This window comes from Rhodococcus sp. 05-2255-3B1 (assembly GCF_002258545.1).
Taxonomy (GTDB): Bacteria; Actinomycetota; Actinomycetes; order Mycobacteriales; family Mycobacteriaceae; genus Rhodococcoides.
This window is the reverse complement of the sequence record NZ_NOZC01000038.1, coordinates 21,785-36,306: the sequence shown is the minus strand read 5'-3', so window position 1 is coordinate 36,306 and position 14,522 is coordinate 21,785. Positions and strand designations below refer to the sequence as shown.

Below are 14,522 nucleotides of genomic sequence, written 5' to 3'. Positions count from 1 at the left end.
CATACGCAAGCCACTGGGCCCGAGTCCTGATCGAGGACTCGGGCCCAGAGGCTGTGTGACAGTTACAGATCACTCACCGACGACGATGTAACCGTCCGTCGTCAGGGTGTTGTCCGGTCCGAAGACCAGGTTGCCGTAGGAACCGGTGGCGGGCTCTCCTGCGTCACTGAAATTCAGCGCGCCGGTGATTCCGTCGTAGTCGATGTCGGTTCCGGCCTTGACGAGCGGAAGGCACTCGGCGTAGCTGGTGCACTTGGTGCCGTCCTTGGTGACGCTGTTGATGTTGGCAGCGATGTCGGTGCCTGCCGTCGACTTGGCCTGCTCGGCCGCGAGTGCCGAGATGACCACCGCGTCGTAGGACTCGCCTGCGTAGTTGAAGTCCACCAGGGCCGGATCCACGCTCTTGAGACGATCCTGGAATCCGGTGCCGACGTCGGTCAACGGGGTGGTGCCACGCATCGTGTCCAGCAGACCTGCTGCCACCGACTCTCCGAGGGCGTTACCCATGTTGCCGTCGACTCCGTAGACCAGCGTGCCGTCGGACGGTCCGATGCCGATCTCGTGCATACGGGTGATGATCTTCGCGGACTCCTCGAAGCCGATGATGGCCACGGCGTCCGGGTTGAAGTTCTTCACGCCGTCGACCTCTGCGTTGAACGACTGTGCGTTCGGGTCGTAGATCGTGGTCTGGATCTGGTCCGCCGCGATGCCGGCCTCTTCGAGGTTGTCCGCGGTGTTCGCGGCCAGGCCCGTACCGTACGGGTCGTTGAGCGCGAGGATGGCGACGCGCTGCGCACCGTCCTGGGCGATCAGCTGGGACAAGGCCTGTGCCTGCAGCACGTCGGTGGGTGCGGTACGGAAGTACTGACCCTTGTCCGGGTAGCAGACGAACTGGTCGGACGTGTTGGCCGGCGAGAACTGCACGACGCCTGCGCTGGCGATCTTGTCGATGACCTTGAGCGAGACCGAGGACGACGCCGCACCGACGATGACGTCGGCACCGCCGGCGAGCAGACGGTCGACCGTGGTGTTGGCGGTATCGGTCGTCGTGTCGCCCGAATCACCGGGGATGAGCGTGACGGGCTGCTCGAGGACGCCACCGGCGGCGTTGACGTCGTTGACGGCCAACTGGACGCCGGCAACTTCGGGCGGGCCGAGGAAGGCCAGGGTTCCGGTCTCGGGGAGAAGGGTGCCCACCACCAGCGGTGCCGTATCCGGGGTTGCCCCGGCAGTGGCCTGCTCGGGCGTGCAGTCGGTGGAGACGGTCGTTTCCGCGGCTGCAGTGCCGCCGCTGGCACTGGTGGAGTCGGTCGAGCCCGAGTCCTCGCTCGACGAACAGCCGAACAGTGCGAGCGAGGTAACGCTCAGCACCGCAGCCGTGCGGACATAGGTCCGAATTGCCATCTAGGTTCTCCTTGAAATTGCTCGTCGATGAAGCGCACCTGAGTTACATGTCGCTCACGTGTGGGTCAGACGCTAATGCTCGGAGCTGATTCGCAAGGCCTAGAACGACGCTCGTGACCTGACTGTGACCTAGGGAGTCGAAGTTTTACGTGGCCGTAGCTTTCGAGGGCCGATCAGCTCTCTGCCACAGGCTTGTTCGCAGGGGTACCGAGCGTGTCGATCACGACCTCCGCGACGGCCTTCATCGTCGTCCTGCGATCCATGGCGGCGCGCTGAATCCACTTGAACGCCTGCGGTTCTGTGAGAGATTGCGATTCCATCAGGATGCCCTTGGCCTTCTCGATGAGCTTGCGCGTCTCGAGCCGGTCCTGAAGATCCACGATCTCGGATTCGAGCGCGGAGATCTCACCGAAACGACTGGCGGCCAACTCCACCGCAGGCATCAGGTCGGCTTTGGTGAACGGCTTGAACAGATACGCCATCGCTCCGGCATCGCGTGCCTTCTCCACGAGCTCGCGCTGACTGAACGCGGTGAGAATGACGACGGGCGCGATGCGCTTCTCGGCGATCTCCGACGCCGCATCGATTCCGTCCCGACGCGGCATCTTCACGTCCATGATGACCAGATCGGGACGCAGTTCGACGGCCAACTCCACCGCCTGCTGACCGTCGGCCGCTTCACCGACGACGTCGTAGCCCTCTTCGCGGAGCATCTCCACGAGGTCGAGCCGGATCAGGGATTCGTCCTCTGCCACCACCACGCGAAGCGGGGGCTTGCCAGTACCGTGCGCACCAGGAGCGTTCATCTGTATCGGTCTCCTTTGACAGTCATCGCCCATCGGGGCCGTCGAGCATCTGAAGGGTACCGGTGCGCGACCCCGAAAGCGCATCTTCTAAACTCGTCAATCGTTGCTTGAAAGACGCCAGCCCTCGTATCCCAATTGGCAGAGGAAACGGATTCAAAACCCGTCCAGTGTGAGTTCGAGTCTCACCGAGGGCACCACGTGGATACATCCCCGTTCGCGACGTCGGTGATCGTCTTCGTCGATCGCGCCTACAGTGGGGTGATGTACATACCCGGCAGTCTTCGTTGCCACGACACCAGTGCGGGCAGTTTGTGCGCAGCGAAGGTCGACCATCGGTTCGGGGATTCGGCGGACCTGTCGGCGCAGTGGGTCTTCTACACCTGCAGCGCGGACTCCGCCCACGAGACCGGTTACGTCGACCGCCTGGTCACTGCCTGAACCATGTTCGTAGAGCGCGCGTACGTCCACACCGACAACGTCGGAGCGGATTGGCCCTTCACCGTGCCCGCAGTCGCCGACCTCGCCCGTGACGGACTCGAATTCCTGGCTCCGGTCACAATTCTGGTCGGCGACAACGGTTCCGGTAAATCCACCCTGGTCGAGGCGATCGCCGAGGGTTTCGGAATCGATGCCCGCGGCGGTCGGGCGGCGCAGCAGTCGCGTCGACTCGACGAGGTGACGAGCGCTCTCGGTGAGGTACTCGAGCTCGAGACCACACCGCGGGGTTCTCGCATGCTTCGTGGTCCGCGACAGCAGAAGCGTGGCTTCTTTCTGCGCGCCGAGACCGCGTTCGAAATGGCCGAAAACCTCAGCGGGATGCCGGGATTCTGGGACGAGAACACCGCCGAGATGAGCCACGGCGAAGGGTTCCTGACCATGTTCGGTGCAATGTTGGCCGAACCCGGCTTCTACGTCCTGGACGAGCCGGAATCTGCCTTGTCGTTCACCGCGAGCCTGCAGCTCGTTGCACTGATGTCCGAGCTGGGCGACGAGGGCGCGCAGATCGTCTGCGCCACCCATTCACCGATTCTGGCGTCGACCCCCGGTGCCGACATCGTCGAAGTCGGCGAACATGGTCTGCGCCGAAGCACCTGGGACGAACTCGAATTGGTCCAGCATTGGCGTCGCTACCTCGAAGACCCGAACAGCTATCTCCGTCATCTGCTCGACTGAACCGCGGCCATCGACACCTCGGGACGGCGACGCACACTTCCAGGCGAGACCCCCATCGCCCGCTTGAACGCTTTCCCGAACGCCGCCTCCGAGAGATACCCACTGCGCCGGGCCAATTCGGCCAGCGCGACGTCCTCGGAACGCAGGGTCTGATATGCGACCTGCATTCGCCACGTGGCCAGGTAGCTCATCACGGATCGACCGACCAGCTCGGTGAAACGCGCCGAGAACGCCGAACGCGACATGTTCGCGCTCGACGCCAGAGCCGCAACGGTCCACCGCTGGTGAGGATGTCGATGAATCAGGGCCAGAGCAGCGCCGATTCGATCGTCCTGCAACGCTCCGAGCCACCCCGACTGCGCTCGCGCAGTGCCGCCGATCCACGACCGCAGCGCCAGGATCACCAGAATGTCGGACAGCCGGGTGATGACCGCTTCTCCCCCGGGCTCGAGAACTCGGGCTTCGTCCGCCACCATCGCCAGGACGTTCTGCATCCTCGTTTGCTGCGGTCCTGGCTCCGCATCGACGAACACCACGGCAGGAAGCAGACGGACGAGCTGTTGCGCCGCAGGGTGATCCAGCCGCACCGCCCCGCACACCAGAGTGGCAGGCGGTCCTGCTCCTTCACCGTGAGTGATCACCGCATAGCGGTCGCTGACGTACTCGTGCGGGAGGTCGTACACACTCACCGCTCGTGTCGCCGCATCCGCGTCGGCGGCGAGAACATGACCGCGCCCATGAGGGACCAACGCGAAATCGCCTGGCACCAACTCCCGCGTCGGCTCATCGGGAACCGCCAGCAGGCACCGACCGTCCACCACCGTGTGAAACCACAGCGCATCCTCCATGGCGGGCAGGTCGAGACCCCACGAACCGCTCATCTCCGATCGTACGTAGAACGATCCGGTCATCCGTAGAAAGTGCAGGGCCTCACCGAGCGGATCGGGCGATTTCCAGGGGTCGAGTCCACGCATCGATCGATTGTCCCACGACATGGACGATCGGACATCGAATCCGGCGTTTCGAGCATTGTTCATCCTGCCGTTCCGAGCAACAGTGGACGACAGAGCAATTCTCGACGAAAGGACCACCGACCGTGAACATCCACCGAACAGACCCGTCGTGATCGAGCGGGCGTCCTCGGTCGCCACCACCGTATCCGCCGTCGGATGCGGATCGATGGCAGGAGTGCTGCTCGCGTTCTCCGTCAGCGTGCTGCCCGGCCTGGCGACACTGCCGGTACCCGACGCGATCGCCGCGATGCAGAGATTCAATGCGGCGATTCTCGGTCCGGTGTTTCTCGGCCTCTTCTTCGGAACAGCCGTATCATGCACTCTCGCAGCGATTCTCGCCGTGTCGGCCGGTCGGGGGTCACCCCTGCTCGTCGTGAGCGGTGCCGTTCTCTACATTCTCGGCTGCGTCGCGATCACGGCCGTTCTGAACGTCCCCCTCAACGACACGTTGGCCGGCGTGGATCCCGGCAGTGCTGCCGGCGCTCAGGTGTGGCAGAACTTCACCGACACGTGGACGCGATGGAACAACGTGAGGACGATTGCGGCGACTGCCGCCTGCGCTGTCCTGATCGTGGGTCAGGGCAGATCGGCACTGGGCTGATCGGACACCGAATCCTGATGTCTCCTGCGGATTTCTTCCTCGAACCGCGCGATGAGGTGGTCGGTGTCGGCGGTGGAGACATCCCGCGCGCCTTCGTCCATCGCGGCGTCACGCCCCCGACGCAGTGCGGCGAGTTCGGCTTCGAGTTCGTTGTTGTCGAGTACGCGTGGATCCAACATGACCTCCATTGTGGTCCCCGTCCGCTGCCCCCGCGGGGATTTGCTGTAATCGCGCAATGAACGTCGTGCACAGTTTCGAGCCGATCGTCGGACCGGGCGCAACCATCCTGATCCTGGGGTCGATGCCCGGCGTCGCGTCGCTGGCCGCGCAGCAGTATTACGCGCATCCGCGAAATGCGTTCTGGCCGATCATGGGAACGCTGTTCGGTGCGGGCTCCGAGCTACCCTACGACGAACGCACCGAGCGTCTGCGCGGCCATGGCGTCGCCGTGTGGGATGTGCTGAAGCTGTGCACGCGAGAGGGAAGCCTGGACTCGGCGATCGTCGAATCCTCGATCGAGGCAAACGATTTCGGGAATCTGTTCGCCGAGAACCCTGGCATCGACAGGGTGTTCTTCAACGGAGCGAAAGCGGCCGAGAGCTACCGTCGCCACGTGAGGACGGTGACGCCCCACGTGAGATTCACCCGACTGCCGTCGACCAGCCCTGCGCTCGCCACGCTCGATCTCGCCGCGAAAACGCTGGAGTGGTCGAATGCCCTCAGGCCCGCTCCCGCTTCGGGAAGTGCCGGATGAGACCCTCCTGCACGACAGTGGCCAACAATTGGCCGTCCATCGAGAAGAAGCGTCCGGTGGCCAGCCCACGGGACCCGGCCGCTACCGGCGATTCGGTGGCGTAGAGAGCCCACTCGTCGAACCGGAACGGGCGGTGAAACCAGATGGAATGGTTGACCGTCGCCGCGACGATGCGATCGAGCCCCCACGACAGACCGTGGGTGGTGATGATCGAGTCGAGCACAGTCGTGTCCGACGCGTAGCCCATGGTCGCGGCGTGAAAGATCGAGTCGTCGGGCAGATCGCCGTCGGCCTTCATCCAGACCCGATTGTGGTTGAGCTTCTCGCCGGTGCCGTGCATGATCCACGCCGGATCGTTCGCGTAACGCATGTCGATCGGCTTGAGGGCGTCGACGAACATCTGCAGCCGGTCCTCGTACCCGACGAAGTGGTCGCCGAGCGGAGGCAATGCATCGGGGTACGGAACCTCGGGCACCTCCACGCTGTGCTCGAGTCCCTTGCCGAAATCCTGGAAGGCGGCGAGCATGACGAACAGCTCGTTGCCGTCCTGGACGGCGGTCACCTGACGGTTGGCGAAGGCGCGACCGTCACGCTGCCGTGATACCCGGTACTCGATGGGCTTCTTGACGTCGCCGCCGCGAATGAAGTGCGCATTGATCGCGTGCACGTCCCGCGAGGTGCCCGAGACGGTGCGGCCGGCCGCGATCAACCCCTGAGCCACGAGTTGCCCCCCGAACGTTCGGCTACCCACCTGCTCGGGGTGAACGCCGACGAACACGTCCTCCTCGATCTCCTCCAGTGCGAGGAGATCGAGGAGCGTCTCGAGATCGGTCTTGCGTACAGCTGTAGTGCTCGGCGCGCTTTCGCTGACGCCGGTTCCCCCCGCTTCGACCACTTACCGGTCCTCTTCTCCGATTCGGTGCACATGGATCAAGTTGGTCGAGCCTACTGTGCCGGGAGGGGCACCGGCCACGATCACGACCTGATCGCCCTTGTTGTACCGACCGAGTTCGAGCAGAGCCTTGTCGACCTCTTTCACCATCGCGTCCGTCGAGCCCACATCGGGGACCAGGAACGTCTCGGTGCCCCAGCTCAGCGACAGCTGGCTACGGACCTCGGAGATCGAGGTGAAGGCGAGCAACGGCAGCTTGGTGTGCAGGCGAGCCAACCGTCGAACGGTGTCACCCGACTGGGTGAACGCGACGAGCGCCTTCGCGTCGAGCCGCTCGCCGATGTCACGGGCGGCGTACGAGATGACGCCACGCTTGGTGCGCGGGACGTGTGTCAACGGAGGAACACTGTCGCCCTCGGTCTCGACGGTCTCGACGATGCGGGCCATGGTCCGCACGGTCTCCATCACGTACTTGCCGACCGAGGTCTCACCGGAGAGCATGACCGCGTCGGTGCCGTCGAGCACTGCGTTGGCGACGTCTGACGCCTCGGCGCGCGTCGGCCGGGAGTTCTCGATCATCGATTCGAGCATCTGGGTCGCAACGATGACGGGCTTGGCGTTGGCGCGAGCGATCTGGATGGCGCGCTTCTGCACCAGCGGCACCTGCTCGAGGGGCAGCTCGACGCCGAGGTCACCGCGGGCGACCATGATCGCGTCGAACGCGAGCACGATGGCTTCGAGGTTGTCGACGGCTTCGGGCTTCTCGAGCTTGGCGATGACCGGAACTCGGCGGCCGACGCGGTCCATCACAGCGTGCACGAGTTCGACGTCGGCGGGAGAACGCACGAACGACAGGGCGATGAAATCGACACCGAGGGCGAGGGCGAACTCGAGGTCGGCGATGTCCTTCTCGCTCATGGCGGGAACGGACACATCCATGCCGGGCAGGGACACGCCCTTGTTGTTGCTGACCGGTCCACCTTCGGTGACGCGGCACAACACGTCGTTGCCTTCGACACCGGTGACCACGAGGCCGACCTTGCCGTCGTCGACGAGCAGGCGGTCGCCTTCTTTGGCGTCCTGGGCCAGCTCCTTGTAGGTGGTCGACACCCGGTCGTGAGTGCCCTCGCACTCCTCGACGGTGATGCGAATCAGCTCGCCGGCCGCCCAGGTGGTCGAGCCCTCGGCGAAACGGCCGAGACGAATCTTCGGTCCCTGCAGGTCGGCCAGAATGCCCACGGCTTTGCCGGTGGCGTCCGATGCTGCTCGAACCCTCTCGTAGTTGGCCTGATGATCGGGGTGATCACCATGGCTGAAGTTCAGTCGCGCGACATCCATTCCACTCTCGACGAGTTCGCGGATGCGCTCTGTGGTTGCGGTTGCGGGTCCAAGGGTGCAGACAATCTTCGTACGTCGGCTCACGAAGGCGAGCCTAGCCGCTGGACGTCGCGTTCTCTATCGCAGACGAGTCCACTCGAATACTACCGATCGGTAGCCGCGCTACCTTGCTGCTGAGACGGTCTGTACCGGTTCAGAGACGGGCGTCACACGACGGCGAGAGGCAGTGCAGTCGGGTGTACCGGCGACGGCAATTCCGAGTGTCCGGTGAGGAAGGCGTCGACTCCGTGAGCCGCCGAACGACCCTCCGCGATCGCCCACACGACCAACGACGCACCACGGTGCGCATCGCCACACACGAACACCCCGGGTGCGGTGGTCTGCCAATCCGGACCACACGAGAGCGCACCGCGCTTGGTCAGCGTCAGGCCGTACTCGTCGAGCAACGGACCATGCTCCACACCCTCGAAACCGATGGCGAACAACGCCAGATCGCACGGCAGTTCGACTTCTTCACCGATGGGCGTGACGATGCGACGACCGTCCGCGTCGCGCTGCACCTCCACCTCGGCGAGCACCATCGCGCGAACGTGCCCGCGCTCGTCACCGAGGAATCGCTGGACCGCGACCTGATGACGGACGACCCCACCCTCGGCGTGTGCGGGTGAGGTCCGCAGTACCAGCGGCCACGACGGCCAGGGCGAGAGGCTGTCGTCGCGGGCTCCGGGCAGAGCGGGGTTGTAGTCGAGCTGCGTCACCGACGCAGCACCCTGTCGGTGGGCCGTACCCAAGCAGTCGGCTCCGGTGTCGCCGCCACCGATGATCACCACATGCTTGTCGGCGGCCGAGATCGACGTGGGACCGTCGCCCTCGCACTCCTTGTTCGACGGCACCAGGTGTTCCATCGCAAGGTGGATGCCGTCGAGTTCACGACCGATCACCTCGGTGTTATCTCGGGCCCGCAGAGCCCCGACGGCGAGGACCACCGCGTCGAAGGATTCGCGTAGTTGCTCGACGGTGAAGTCGATGCCGACCTCGCATTCGGTGACGAAATGCGTTCCCTCGGCCCGCATCTGCGTGAGGCGCTGATCGAGGACAGACTTCTCGAGTTTGAATTCGGGGATGCCGTAGCGGAGCAGTCCGCCGAGACGATCGTCGCGCTCGTAGACGGTGACGTCGTGTCCGGCGCGGGTGAGCTGTTGCGCCGCAGCCAGTCCCGCGGGACCGGATCCGACGACGGCGACTCGCTTGCCGGTGGTGATCGTCGGCGGCTGCGGAACGACGCTGCCTTCCTCCCACGCCAGATCCGCAATGGTCTGCTCGACCCGCTTGATCGTCACGCTTCCGCCGGTGGCCGCCTCGGAGATCGACAGCACACACGCCGATTCACACGGGGCCGGGCACACCCGCCCGGTGAATTCCGGAAAATTGTTGGTCGCATGCAGTCGGTCACTGGCCGCGTCCCAGCGGCCACGGCGCACCAGGTCGTTCCACTCGGGAATCAGATTTCCCAGCGGGCAACCCGCAGTTCCCGAGTGGCAGAACGGGATACCGCAGTCCATGCAGCGACGCGCCTGATCGGAGACCTCGGCGGCACGCTCGCTCGTCGGCTGGTGCGAGTACACCTCGTTCCAGTCCTTGACGCGCTCGCCGATCGGACGCTTGGCGGCCTCACGCTTGACGACTTTCAGAAATCCCTGTGGATCAGCCACGTGCAGCCTCCATGATCGCAGCATCGACGTCGCGCCCTTCGGCGCGCGCCATTCTTGTCGCTTCCAGCACTCGCTGGTAGTCGACGGGCATGACTTTGGTGAACAGCGCAGACCGGCGGGGCCAGTCGGCCAGCAACGAGGTCGCGACGGTGGAACCGGTCCAGCGCCGATGATTCTCGACGGTCTCGCGTAGCCACACCAGATCGTCCGGGTCGGGTGCCTGCAATTCGACCATCGCCGGGTTCACGTCCGCGGGATCGAGACCGAGGACGAACGCGATGCCACCGGACATACCCGCAGCCAGATTGCGACCGGTCGGCCCGAGAACCACGACACGACCGCCGGTCATGTACTCGAACGCGTGGTCGCCCACGCCCTCGTTCACAGCGATCGCTCCCGAGTTGCGCACCGCGAACCGCTCCCCTGCTTTACCACGCAGATACACCTCGCCCGAGGTGGCACCGTAGAGAATCGTGTTTCCTGCGATCACGTTGTCCTCTGCGACGAACGGCGCATCCTCGGCCGGTCGCACGACTATTCGGCCGCCCGACAATCCCTTGCCGACATAGTCGTTCGCGTCACCGACCAGGTCGATGGTGATGCCCGGCGGCAGGAAGGCCCCGAGAGACTGACCGGCCGATCCGGTGAAAGCGATGCGAATGGTGTCGTCCGGCAACCCGACCGCGCCGTAGCGACGGGTGACCTCGGATCCCAGAAGCGTTCCCACCGTGCGATTGACGTTGCGTACCGGCAACTCCAACGTGACCGGGTGGGCGTCCTCCAGCGCTCCCTCGGCCAACTGGATCAGAGTCCGATCCAGCGCGAGATCGAGACCGTGGTCCTGCGCGCGAAGGCGTCGACGCTGCGTCATCGGGGCTCCGTGGCGGTCGACGGGCATCGCGAAGATCGGCGCGAGATCGAGTCCCTTGCTCTTCCAGTGCGCCACTCCGGGTGCCGTCTCGAGCACATCGGCGCGACCGACGGCCTCGTCGATACTCCGGAAACCGAGCTGCGCGAGGTACTTTCGCACGTCCTCGGCGATGAACTTGAAGAAGTCCTCGAGGAACTCGGGCTTTCCGGTGAACCGCTTGCGCAGCTCCGGGTTCTGCGTAGCGACACCGACCGGGCAGGTGTCGAGGTGGCACACGCGCATCATGATGCACCCCGCCACGATCAGCGGGGCCGTCGAGAACCCGAACTCCTCCGCGCCGAGCAGTGCCGCGACGATGACGTCGCGCCCGGTGCGCATACCGCCGTCGCACTGCACGGTGATGCGATCACGCAGGCCGTTGAGCACCAGCGTCTGCTGGGCGTCGGCGAGCCCGATCTCCCACGGAGCGCCTGCATGCTTGAGCGAGGTCAACGGCGCAGCTCCGGTTCCGCCGTCGTATCCGGAGATGAGGACGACATCGGCGTGCGCCTTGCTCACGCCCGTCGCCACCGTGCCGACGCCGACGGAACTGACGAGCTTGACGTGTACGCGCGCCTTCTCGTTGGCGTTCTTGAGATCGTGGATCAGCTGCGCGAGATCCTCGATCGAGTAGATGTCGTGGTGCGGGGGCGGCGAGATGAGGCCGACGCCCGGCGTCGAATGTCGGGTCTTGGCCACCCACGGATACACCTTGTACCCGGGCAGCTGACCGCCCTCACCCGGCTTGGCACCTTGAGCCATCTTGATCTGAATGTCGGTGGCGTTCACCAGGTAGTCGCTGGTGACACCGAACCGACCGCTGGCGACCTGCTTGACGGCACTGCGCCGCGTCGGGTCGTAGAGCCGGTCGACGTCCTCGCCGCCCTCACCGGAGTTGGACCGTCCACCGAGATTGTTCATCGCGACGGCCATCGTCTCGTGCGCCTCGGCAGAGATGGATCCGTAGCTCATCGCTCCGGTGTTGAACCGCGTGACGATCGACTCGACCGATTCCACCTCGTCGAGCGGAACCGGCGGCCGCACACCGTCCTTGAACTCGAAGAGACCGCGCAGTGCGCCCCCTTCGCGAGCGAGCCGGTCCACCTCGTCGGTGTACTTCTGGAACACGTCGCATCGGCCGGTACGCGTTGCGTGCTGCAGCAGGAACACCGTCTCGGGGGTGAAGAGGTGCAGCTCGCCTTCGCGGCGGAACTGGTATTCGCCGCCGATCTCCAACCGGCGATGGACGCGGTCGGTCGGATTCTCGGGGTACGCCCGACGATGGCGCAGCTTGACCTCCTCGGCGAGCACGTCGAGACCGACGCCGCCGAGCTTGCTGACCGTGCCCTTGAAGTACTCGCGTACCACCTCGCGATCGAGACCGACGGCCTCGAAAACCTGTGCGCCGGTGTAGGACCCGACGGTCGAGATGCCCATCTTCGACATCACCTTGAGCACGCCCTTGCCGAGCCCGTACAGATAGTTCCGTACCGCGATCGTCGGTTCGACTCCGGTCAGCTCGCCCTCGCCGACCAGATCCTCGATCGACTCCATCGCCAGATACGGGTTGACCGCTGCGGCACCGAAGCCGATGAGCAGCGCGAGGTGGTGCACCTCGCGTGCGTCGCCGGACTCGACCACGAGCGCGACCTTGGTGCGCTCCTTGGTGCGCACCAGGTGATGATGCACCGCGGACGTCGCGAGCAGCGACGGAATCGGCGCACGCGTGTGGTCGGAGTCGCGGTCCGAGATGATCAGCGTGGTGTACCCCGCAGCGATCGCCTCCGACGCCCGGGCACGCAACTCCTCGATGGCCTCGGCGAGACCCTCGCCGCCGCGCTCGACCTCGTACAGCCCACGCAACACCGTGGCCGACAGTCCCGGATGATCACCGTCGTCGTTGATGTGAATGATCTTGTTGAGCTCGTCGTTGTCGAGCACCGGCCACGGCAACACGATCTGCCTGCACGACGCCGCCGTGGGCTCGAGCAGGTTCTGCTCCGGACCCATCACCCGCGCGAGCGAGGTCACGATCTCCTCGCGGATCGAATCCAGCGGCGGGTTGGTGACCTGGGCGAACAGTTCGATGAAGTAGTCGTAGAGCTGACGCGACCGCTGCGACATCACTGCGGCCGGGGTGTCGGTACCCATCGAACCGAGCGGCTCGCCCCCGGACGCGGCCATCGGCGTCAGCACCACGCGTAGATCCTCTTCGGTGTAGCCGAAGGCGACCTGCCTGCGCACCACCGAGTCGTGGTTGTACTGGATGTGAGCACGCTCGGGCAGGCTCTTGATCTCGAGCAGGCCCGCATGCAGCCACTCCTGGTACGGATGTTCGGTTGCCAGTTGGAGTTTGATCTCCTCGTCCGGCACCAGACGTCCGGCGACGGTGTCGATCAGGAACATCTTTCCGGGCTCGAGGCGACCTTTGGCGACGACCTCGGATTGCGGCACGTCGAGCACGCCTGCCTCGCTGGCGAGGATGACTCGGCCGTCCGCCGTCTGCCACCAGCGGCCGGGGCGAAGACCGTTGCGGTCCAGCACGGCTCCGACGTAGCTGCCGTCGGTGAACGTCACGCAGGCCGGACCGTCCCAGGCCTCCATCATCGACGAGTGGAACTGGTAGAACGCTCGCACCCGCGGATCCATCGTGCGGTGGTTCTCCCACGGCTCGGGCACCATCATCATCACCACGTGCGGCACGCTGCGGCCGCCGAGGTGCAGTAGTTCGAGCACCTCGTCCAGGGACACCGAGTCCGAGGCATCGGGATTGCAGATCGGGAACAGACGCTCGAGGTCCCCGGGGATCAGGTCACTCGACAGCAGCGCTTCGCGAGCCCGCATCCGGTTTCGGTTGCCCTTGACGGTGTTGATCTCGCCGTTGTGCGCAACGTAACGATGCGGGTGTGCCAGCGGCCACGACGGGAACGTATTGGTCGAGAAGCGACTGTGCACGATGGCAATGGCGCTCGTGCACAAAGGATTACGAAGTTCCGGAAAGTAGAGCGGCAGCTGCATCGTGGTGAGCATGCCCTTGTAGACGATGGTGCGCGAGGACAGCGACGGAAAGAACAGCCCCGAGCCTTCGGCCTCGATCTCGGGGGTGACCCGCTCGGAACGCTTGCGGAGCCCGTAGACGAGACGGTCGAGAGCGAGACCGGCCGGACGCGTGCCGTCGACCTCGGGGGTGGTGACGAAGAGGTAGCTCATGTACGGCATGCAGCCGAGGGCGGTGAGGCCGACGTCTGCTCGATCGGGATCGACCTCGACCGGAACCCAGCCCAGGATGTCCAGACCTTCTTCGGCCGCAACGGATTCGACGCGCTCGACGGCCATCGCTCGCTCACGGATGCCCTGCGGCAGAAAACACACTCCGGCCGCGAACGTGTTGTCGCCGTCGGCACCGGCCGCGGGCAGATCGAACGGCGCAAGGGAGGCGAGGAGTTCGACCGGCAGCTGAATCAGAATTCCCGCGCCGTCACCACTGTTGGGCTCGGCACCGGCAGCTCCGCGATGTTCCAGATTCTCCAGTGCCAGAACCCCGTCGGCGACGATCGCGTGGGAGCGGCGACCGGCGATGTCGGCGATCATCGCCACGCCACAGGAATCCTTCTCCGCGCTCGGGTCGTACAGACCTTGCTCCGCAGGCATCCGAGAAAACAGCACCACGATCACCTCCACGTAGGCCGGTGGGGTGCGTGAAGGGCGGTGCAGTGTGTTCGACGCTGCACCGGAAGTCTCGGCAACCCCGCCGGCTGGTCGGCTCGAGTCGACCGGAACGGTCGGAAGAGCCGAATTGAACTGCCTGTCGGGAACTCACCGGGACAGCTCTGGCCCGCGAAAGAAACCGGGATCTCTCCCGGATGGCGAAATCGTAGCAGCTGTCATTCGCATCGATGCAATCGCGAATGCCGGCTGC

12 protein-coding genes and 1 tRNA gene are annotated in these 14,522 nt (G+C 65.0%); 5 read left to right on the top strand and 8 right to left on the bottom strand.

Annotation, left to right across the window (positions count from 1 at the left end; all coding sequences use genetic code 11):
• Positions 1-69: 69 nt before the first annotated feature.
• Positions 70-1,404, bottom strand: coding sequence for an ABC transporter substrate-binding protein (locus CH249_RS25185; RefSeq protein ID WP_094682336.1), 1,335 nt, complete (start codon positions 1,402-1,404; stop codon positions 70-72).
• Positions 1,405-1,577: 173 nt separating this feature from the next.
• A complete protein-coding gene (locus CH249_RS25180) occupies positions 1,578-2,210 on the bottom strand; it encodes an ANTAR domain-containing response regulator (RefSeq protein WP_094682335.1) in 633 nt (210 codons plus the stop codon).
• A 120-nt stretch (positions 2,211-2,330) separates the two neighbouring features.
• Here CH249_RS25180 and CH249_RS25175 point away from each other — a divergent pair.
• The 3 genes from CH249_RS25175 (at position 2,331) to CH249_RS25165 (ending at position 3,383) form a co-directional block, all read left to right on the top strand.
• Positions 2,331-2,407, top strand: a tRNA-Leu gene (locus CH249_RS25175).
• Position 2,408: 1 nt separating this feature from the next.
• Positions 2,409-2,648, top strand: coding sequence for a hypothetical protein (locus CH249_RS25170; protein WP_094682334.1), 240 nt, complete (start codon positions 2,409-2,411; stop codon positions 2,646-2,648).
• A 3-nt stretch (positions 2,649-2,651) separates the two neighbouring features.
• A complete protein-coding gene (locus tag CH249_RS25165) occupies positions 2,652-3,383 on the top strand; it encodes an AAA family ATPase (protein WP_094647834.1) in 732 nt (243 codons plus the stop codon).
• Here CH249_RS25165 and CH249_RS25160 read toward each other — a convergent pair.
• Positions 3,368-4,357: an AraC family transcriptional regulator gene (locus CH249_RS25160; RefSeq protein ID WP_094629267.1), complete on the bottom strand. Its 990-nt coding sequence runs from the start codon at positions 4,355-4,357 to the stop codon at positions 3,368-3,370. The two genes, CH249_RS25165 and CH249_RS25160, sit on opposite strands and share 16 nt — an antisense overlap.
• A gap of 19 nt (positions 4,358-4,376) precedes the next feature.
• On the opposite strand from CH249_RS25160, the gene CH249_RS25155 reads away from it, so the two are divergent.
• Entirely contained in the window at positions 4,377-4,997 is a 621-nt protein-coding gene (locus CH249_RS25155) for a DUF1772 domain-containing protein (protein WP_256981223.1), read from the top strand.
• On the opposite strand, the gene CH249_RS25150 is transcribed toward CH249_RS25155, so the two are convergent.
• A complete protein-coding gene (locus tag CH249_RS25150) occupies positions 4,973-5,176 on the bottom strand; it encodes a hypothetical protein (RefSeq protein WP_141214795.1) in 204 nt (67 codons plus the stop codon). The genes CH249_RS25155 and CH249_RS25150 overlap by 25 nt on opposite strands.
• Before the next feature lie 56 nt (positions 5,177-5,232).
• Between CH249_RS25150 and CH249_RS25145 the strand changes: the two genes are divergently transcribed.
• On the top strand, positions 5,233-5,751 hold the full coding sequence (locus CH249_RS25145; RefSeq protein WP_045194985.1) for a DNA-deoxyinosine glycosylase: 519 nt from the start codon (positions 5,233-5,235) through the stop codon (positions 5,749-5,751).
• Here the strand turns inward: CH249_RS25145 and CH249_RS25140 are convergent.
• The 4 genes from CH249_RS25140 to gltB all read right to left on the bottom strand — a co-directional run bounded on the left by CH249_RS25140 (position 5,717) and on the right by gltB (position 14,269).
• Entirely contained in the window at positions 5,717-6,646 is a 930-nt protein-coding gene (locus CH249_RS25140; protein WP_094647833.1) for an acyl-CoA thioesterase II, read from the bottom strand. The two genes, CH249_RS25145 and CH249_RS25140, sit on opposite strands and share 35 nt — an antisense overlap.
• Positions 6,647-8,065, bottom strand: a complete 1,419-nt coding sequence (gene pyk / locus CH249_RS25135; RefSeq protein WP_082073683.1) for a pyruvate kinase — start codon at positions 8,063-8,065, stop codon at positions 6,647-6,649.
• A gap of 122 nt (positions 8,066-8,187) precedes the next feature.
• Positions 8,188-9,693 carry a glutamate synthase subunit beta gene (locus CH249_RS25130; protein ID WP_094699033.1) on the bottom strand — a complete coding sequence of 502 codons (1,506 nt, stop codon included), beginning with the start codon at positions 9,691-9,693 and terminating at the stop codon, positions 8,188-8,190.
• Positions 9,686-14,269, bottom strand: a complete 4,584-nt coding sequence (gene gltB / locus CH249_RS25125) for a glutamate synthase large subunit (protein ID WP_094682350.1) — start codon at positions 14,267-14,269, stop codon at positions 9,686-9,688. Before gltB ends, CH249_RS25130 begins: the two co-directional genes overlap by 8 nt.
• Between the last annotated feature and the right edge of the window lie 253 nt (positions 14,270-14,522).

Bases quoted from the DNA above. Each gene is read 5' to 3' on its own strand.
- CH249_RS25185 (WP_094682336.1), bottom strand. From the start codon at position 1,404: ATGGCAATTCGGACCTATGTCCGCACGGCTGCGGTGCTGAGCGTTACC.
- CH249_RS25180 (WP_094682335.1), bottom strand. From the start codon at position 2,210: ATGAACGCTCCTGGTGCGCACGGTACTGGCAAGCCCCCGCTTCGCGTG.
- CH249_RS25165 (WP_094647834.1), top strand. From the start codon at position 2,652: ATGTTCGTAGAGCGCGCGTACGTCCACACCGACAACGTCGGAGCGGAT.
- CH249_RS25160 (WP_094629267.1), bottom strand. From the start codon at position 4,357: ATGCGTGGACTCGACCCCTGGAAATCGCCCGATCCGCTCGGTGAGGCC.
- CH249_RS25155 (WP_256981223.1), top strand. From the start codon at position 4,377: ATGGACGATCGGACATCGAATCCGGCGTTTCGAGCATTGTTCATCCTG.
- CH249_RS25150 (WP_141214795.1), bottom strand. From the start codon at position 5,176: ATGTTGGATCCACGCGTACTCGACAACAACGAACTCGAAGCCGAACTC.
- CH249_RS25145 (WP_045194985.1), top strand. From the start codon at position 5,233: ATGAACGTCGTGCACAGTTTCGAGCCGATCGTCGGACCGGGCGCAACC.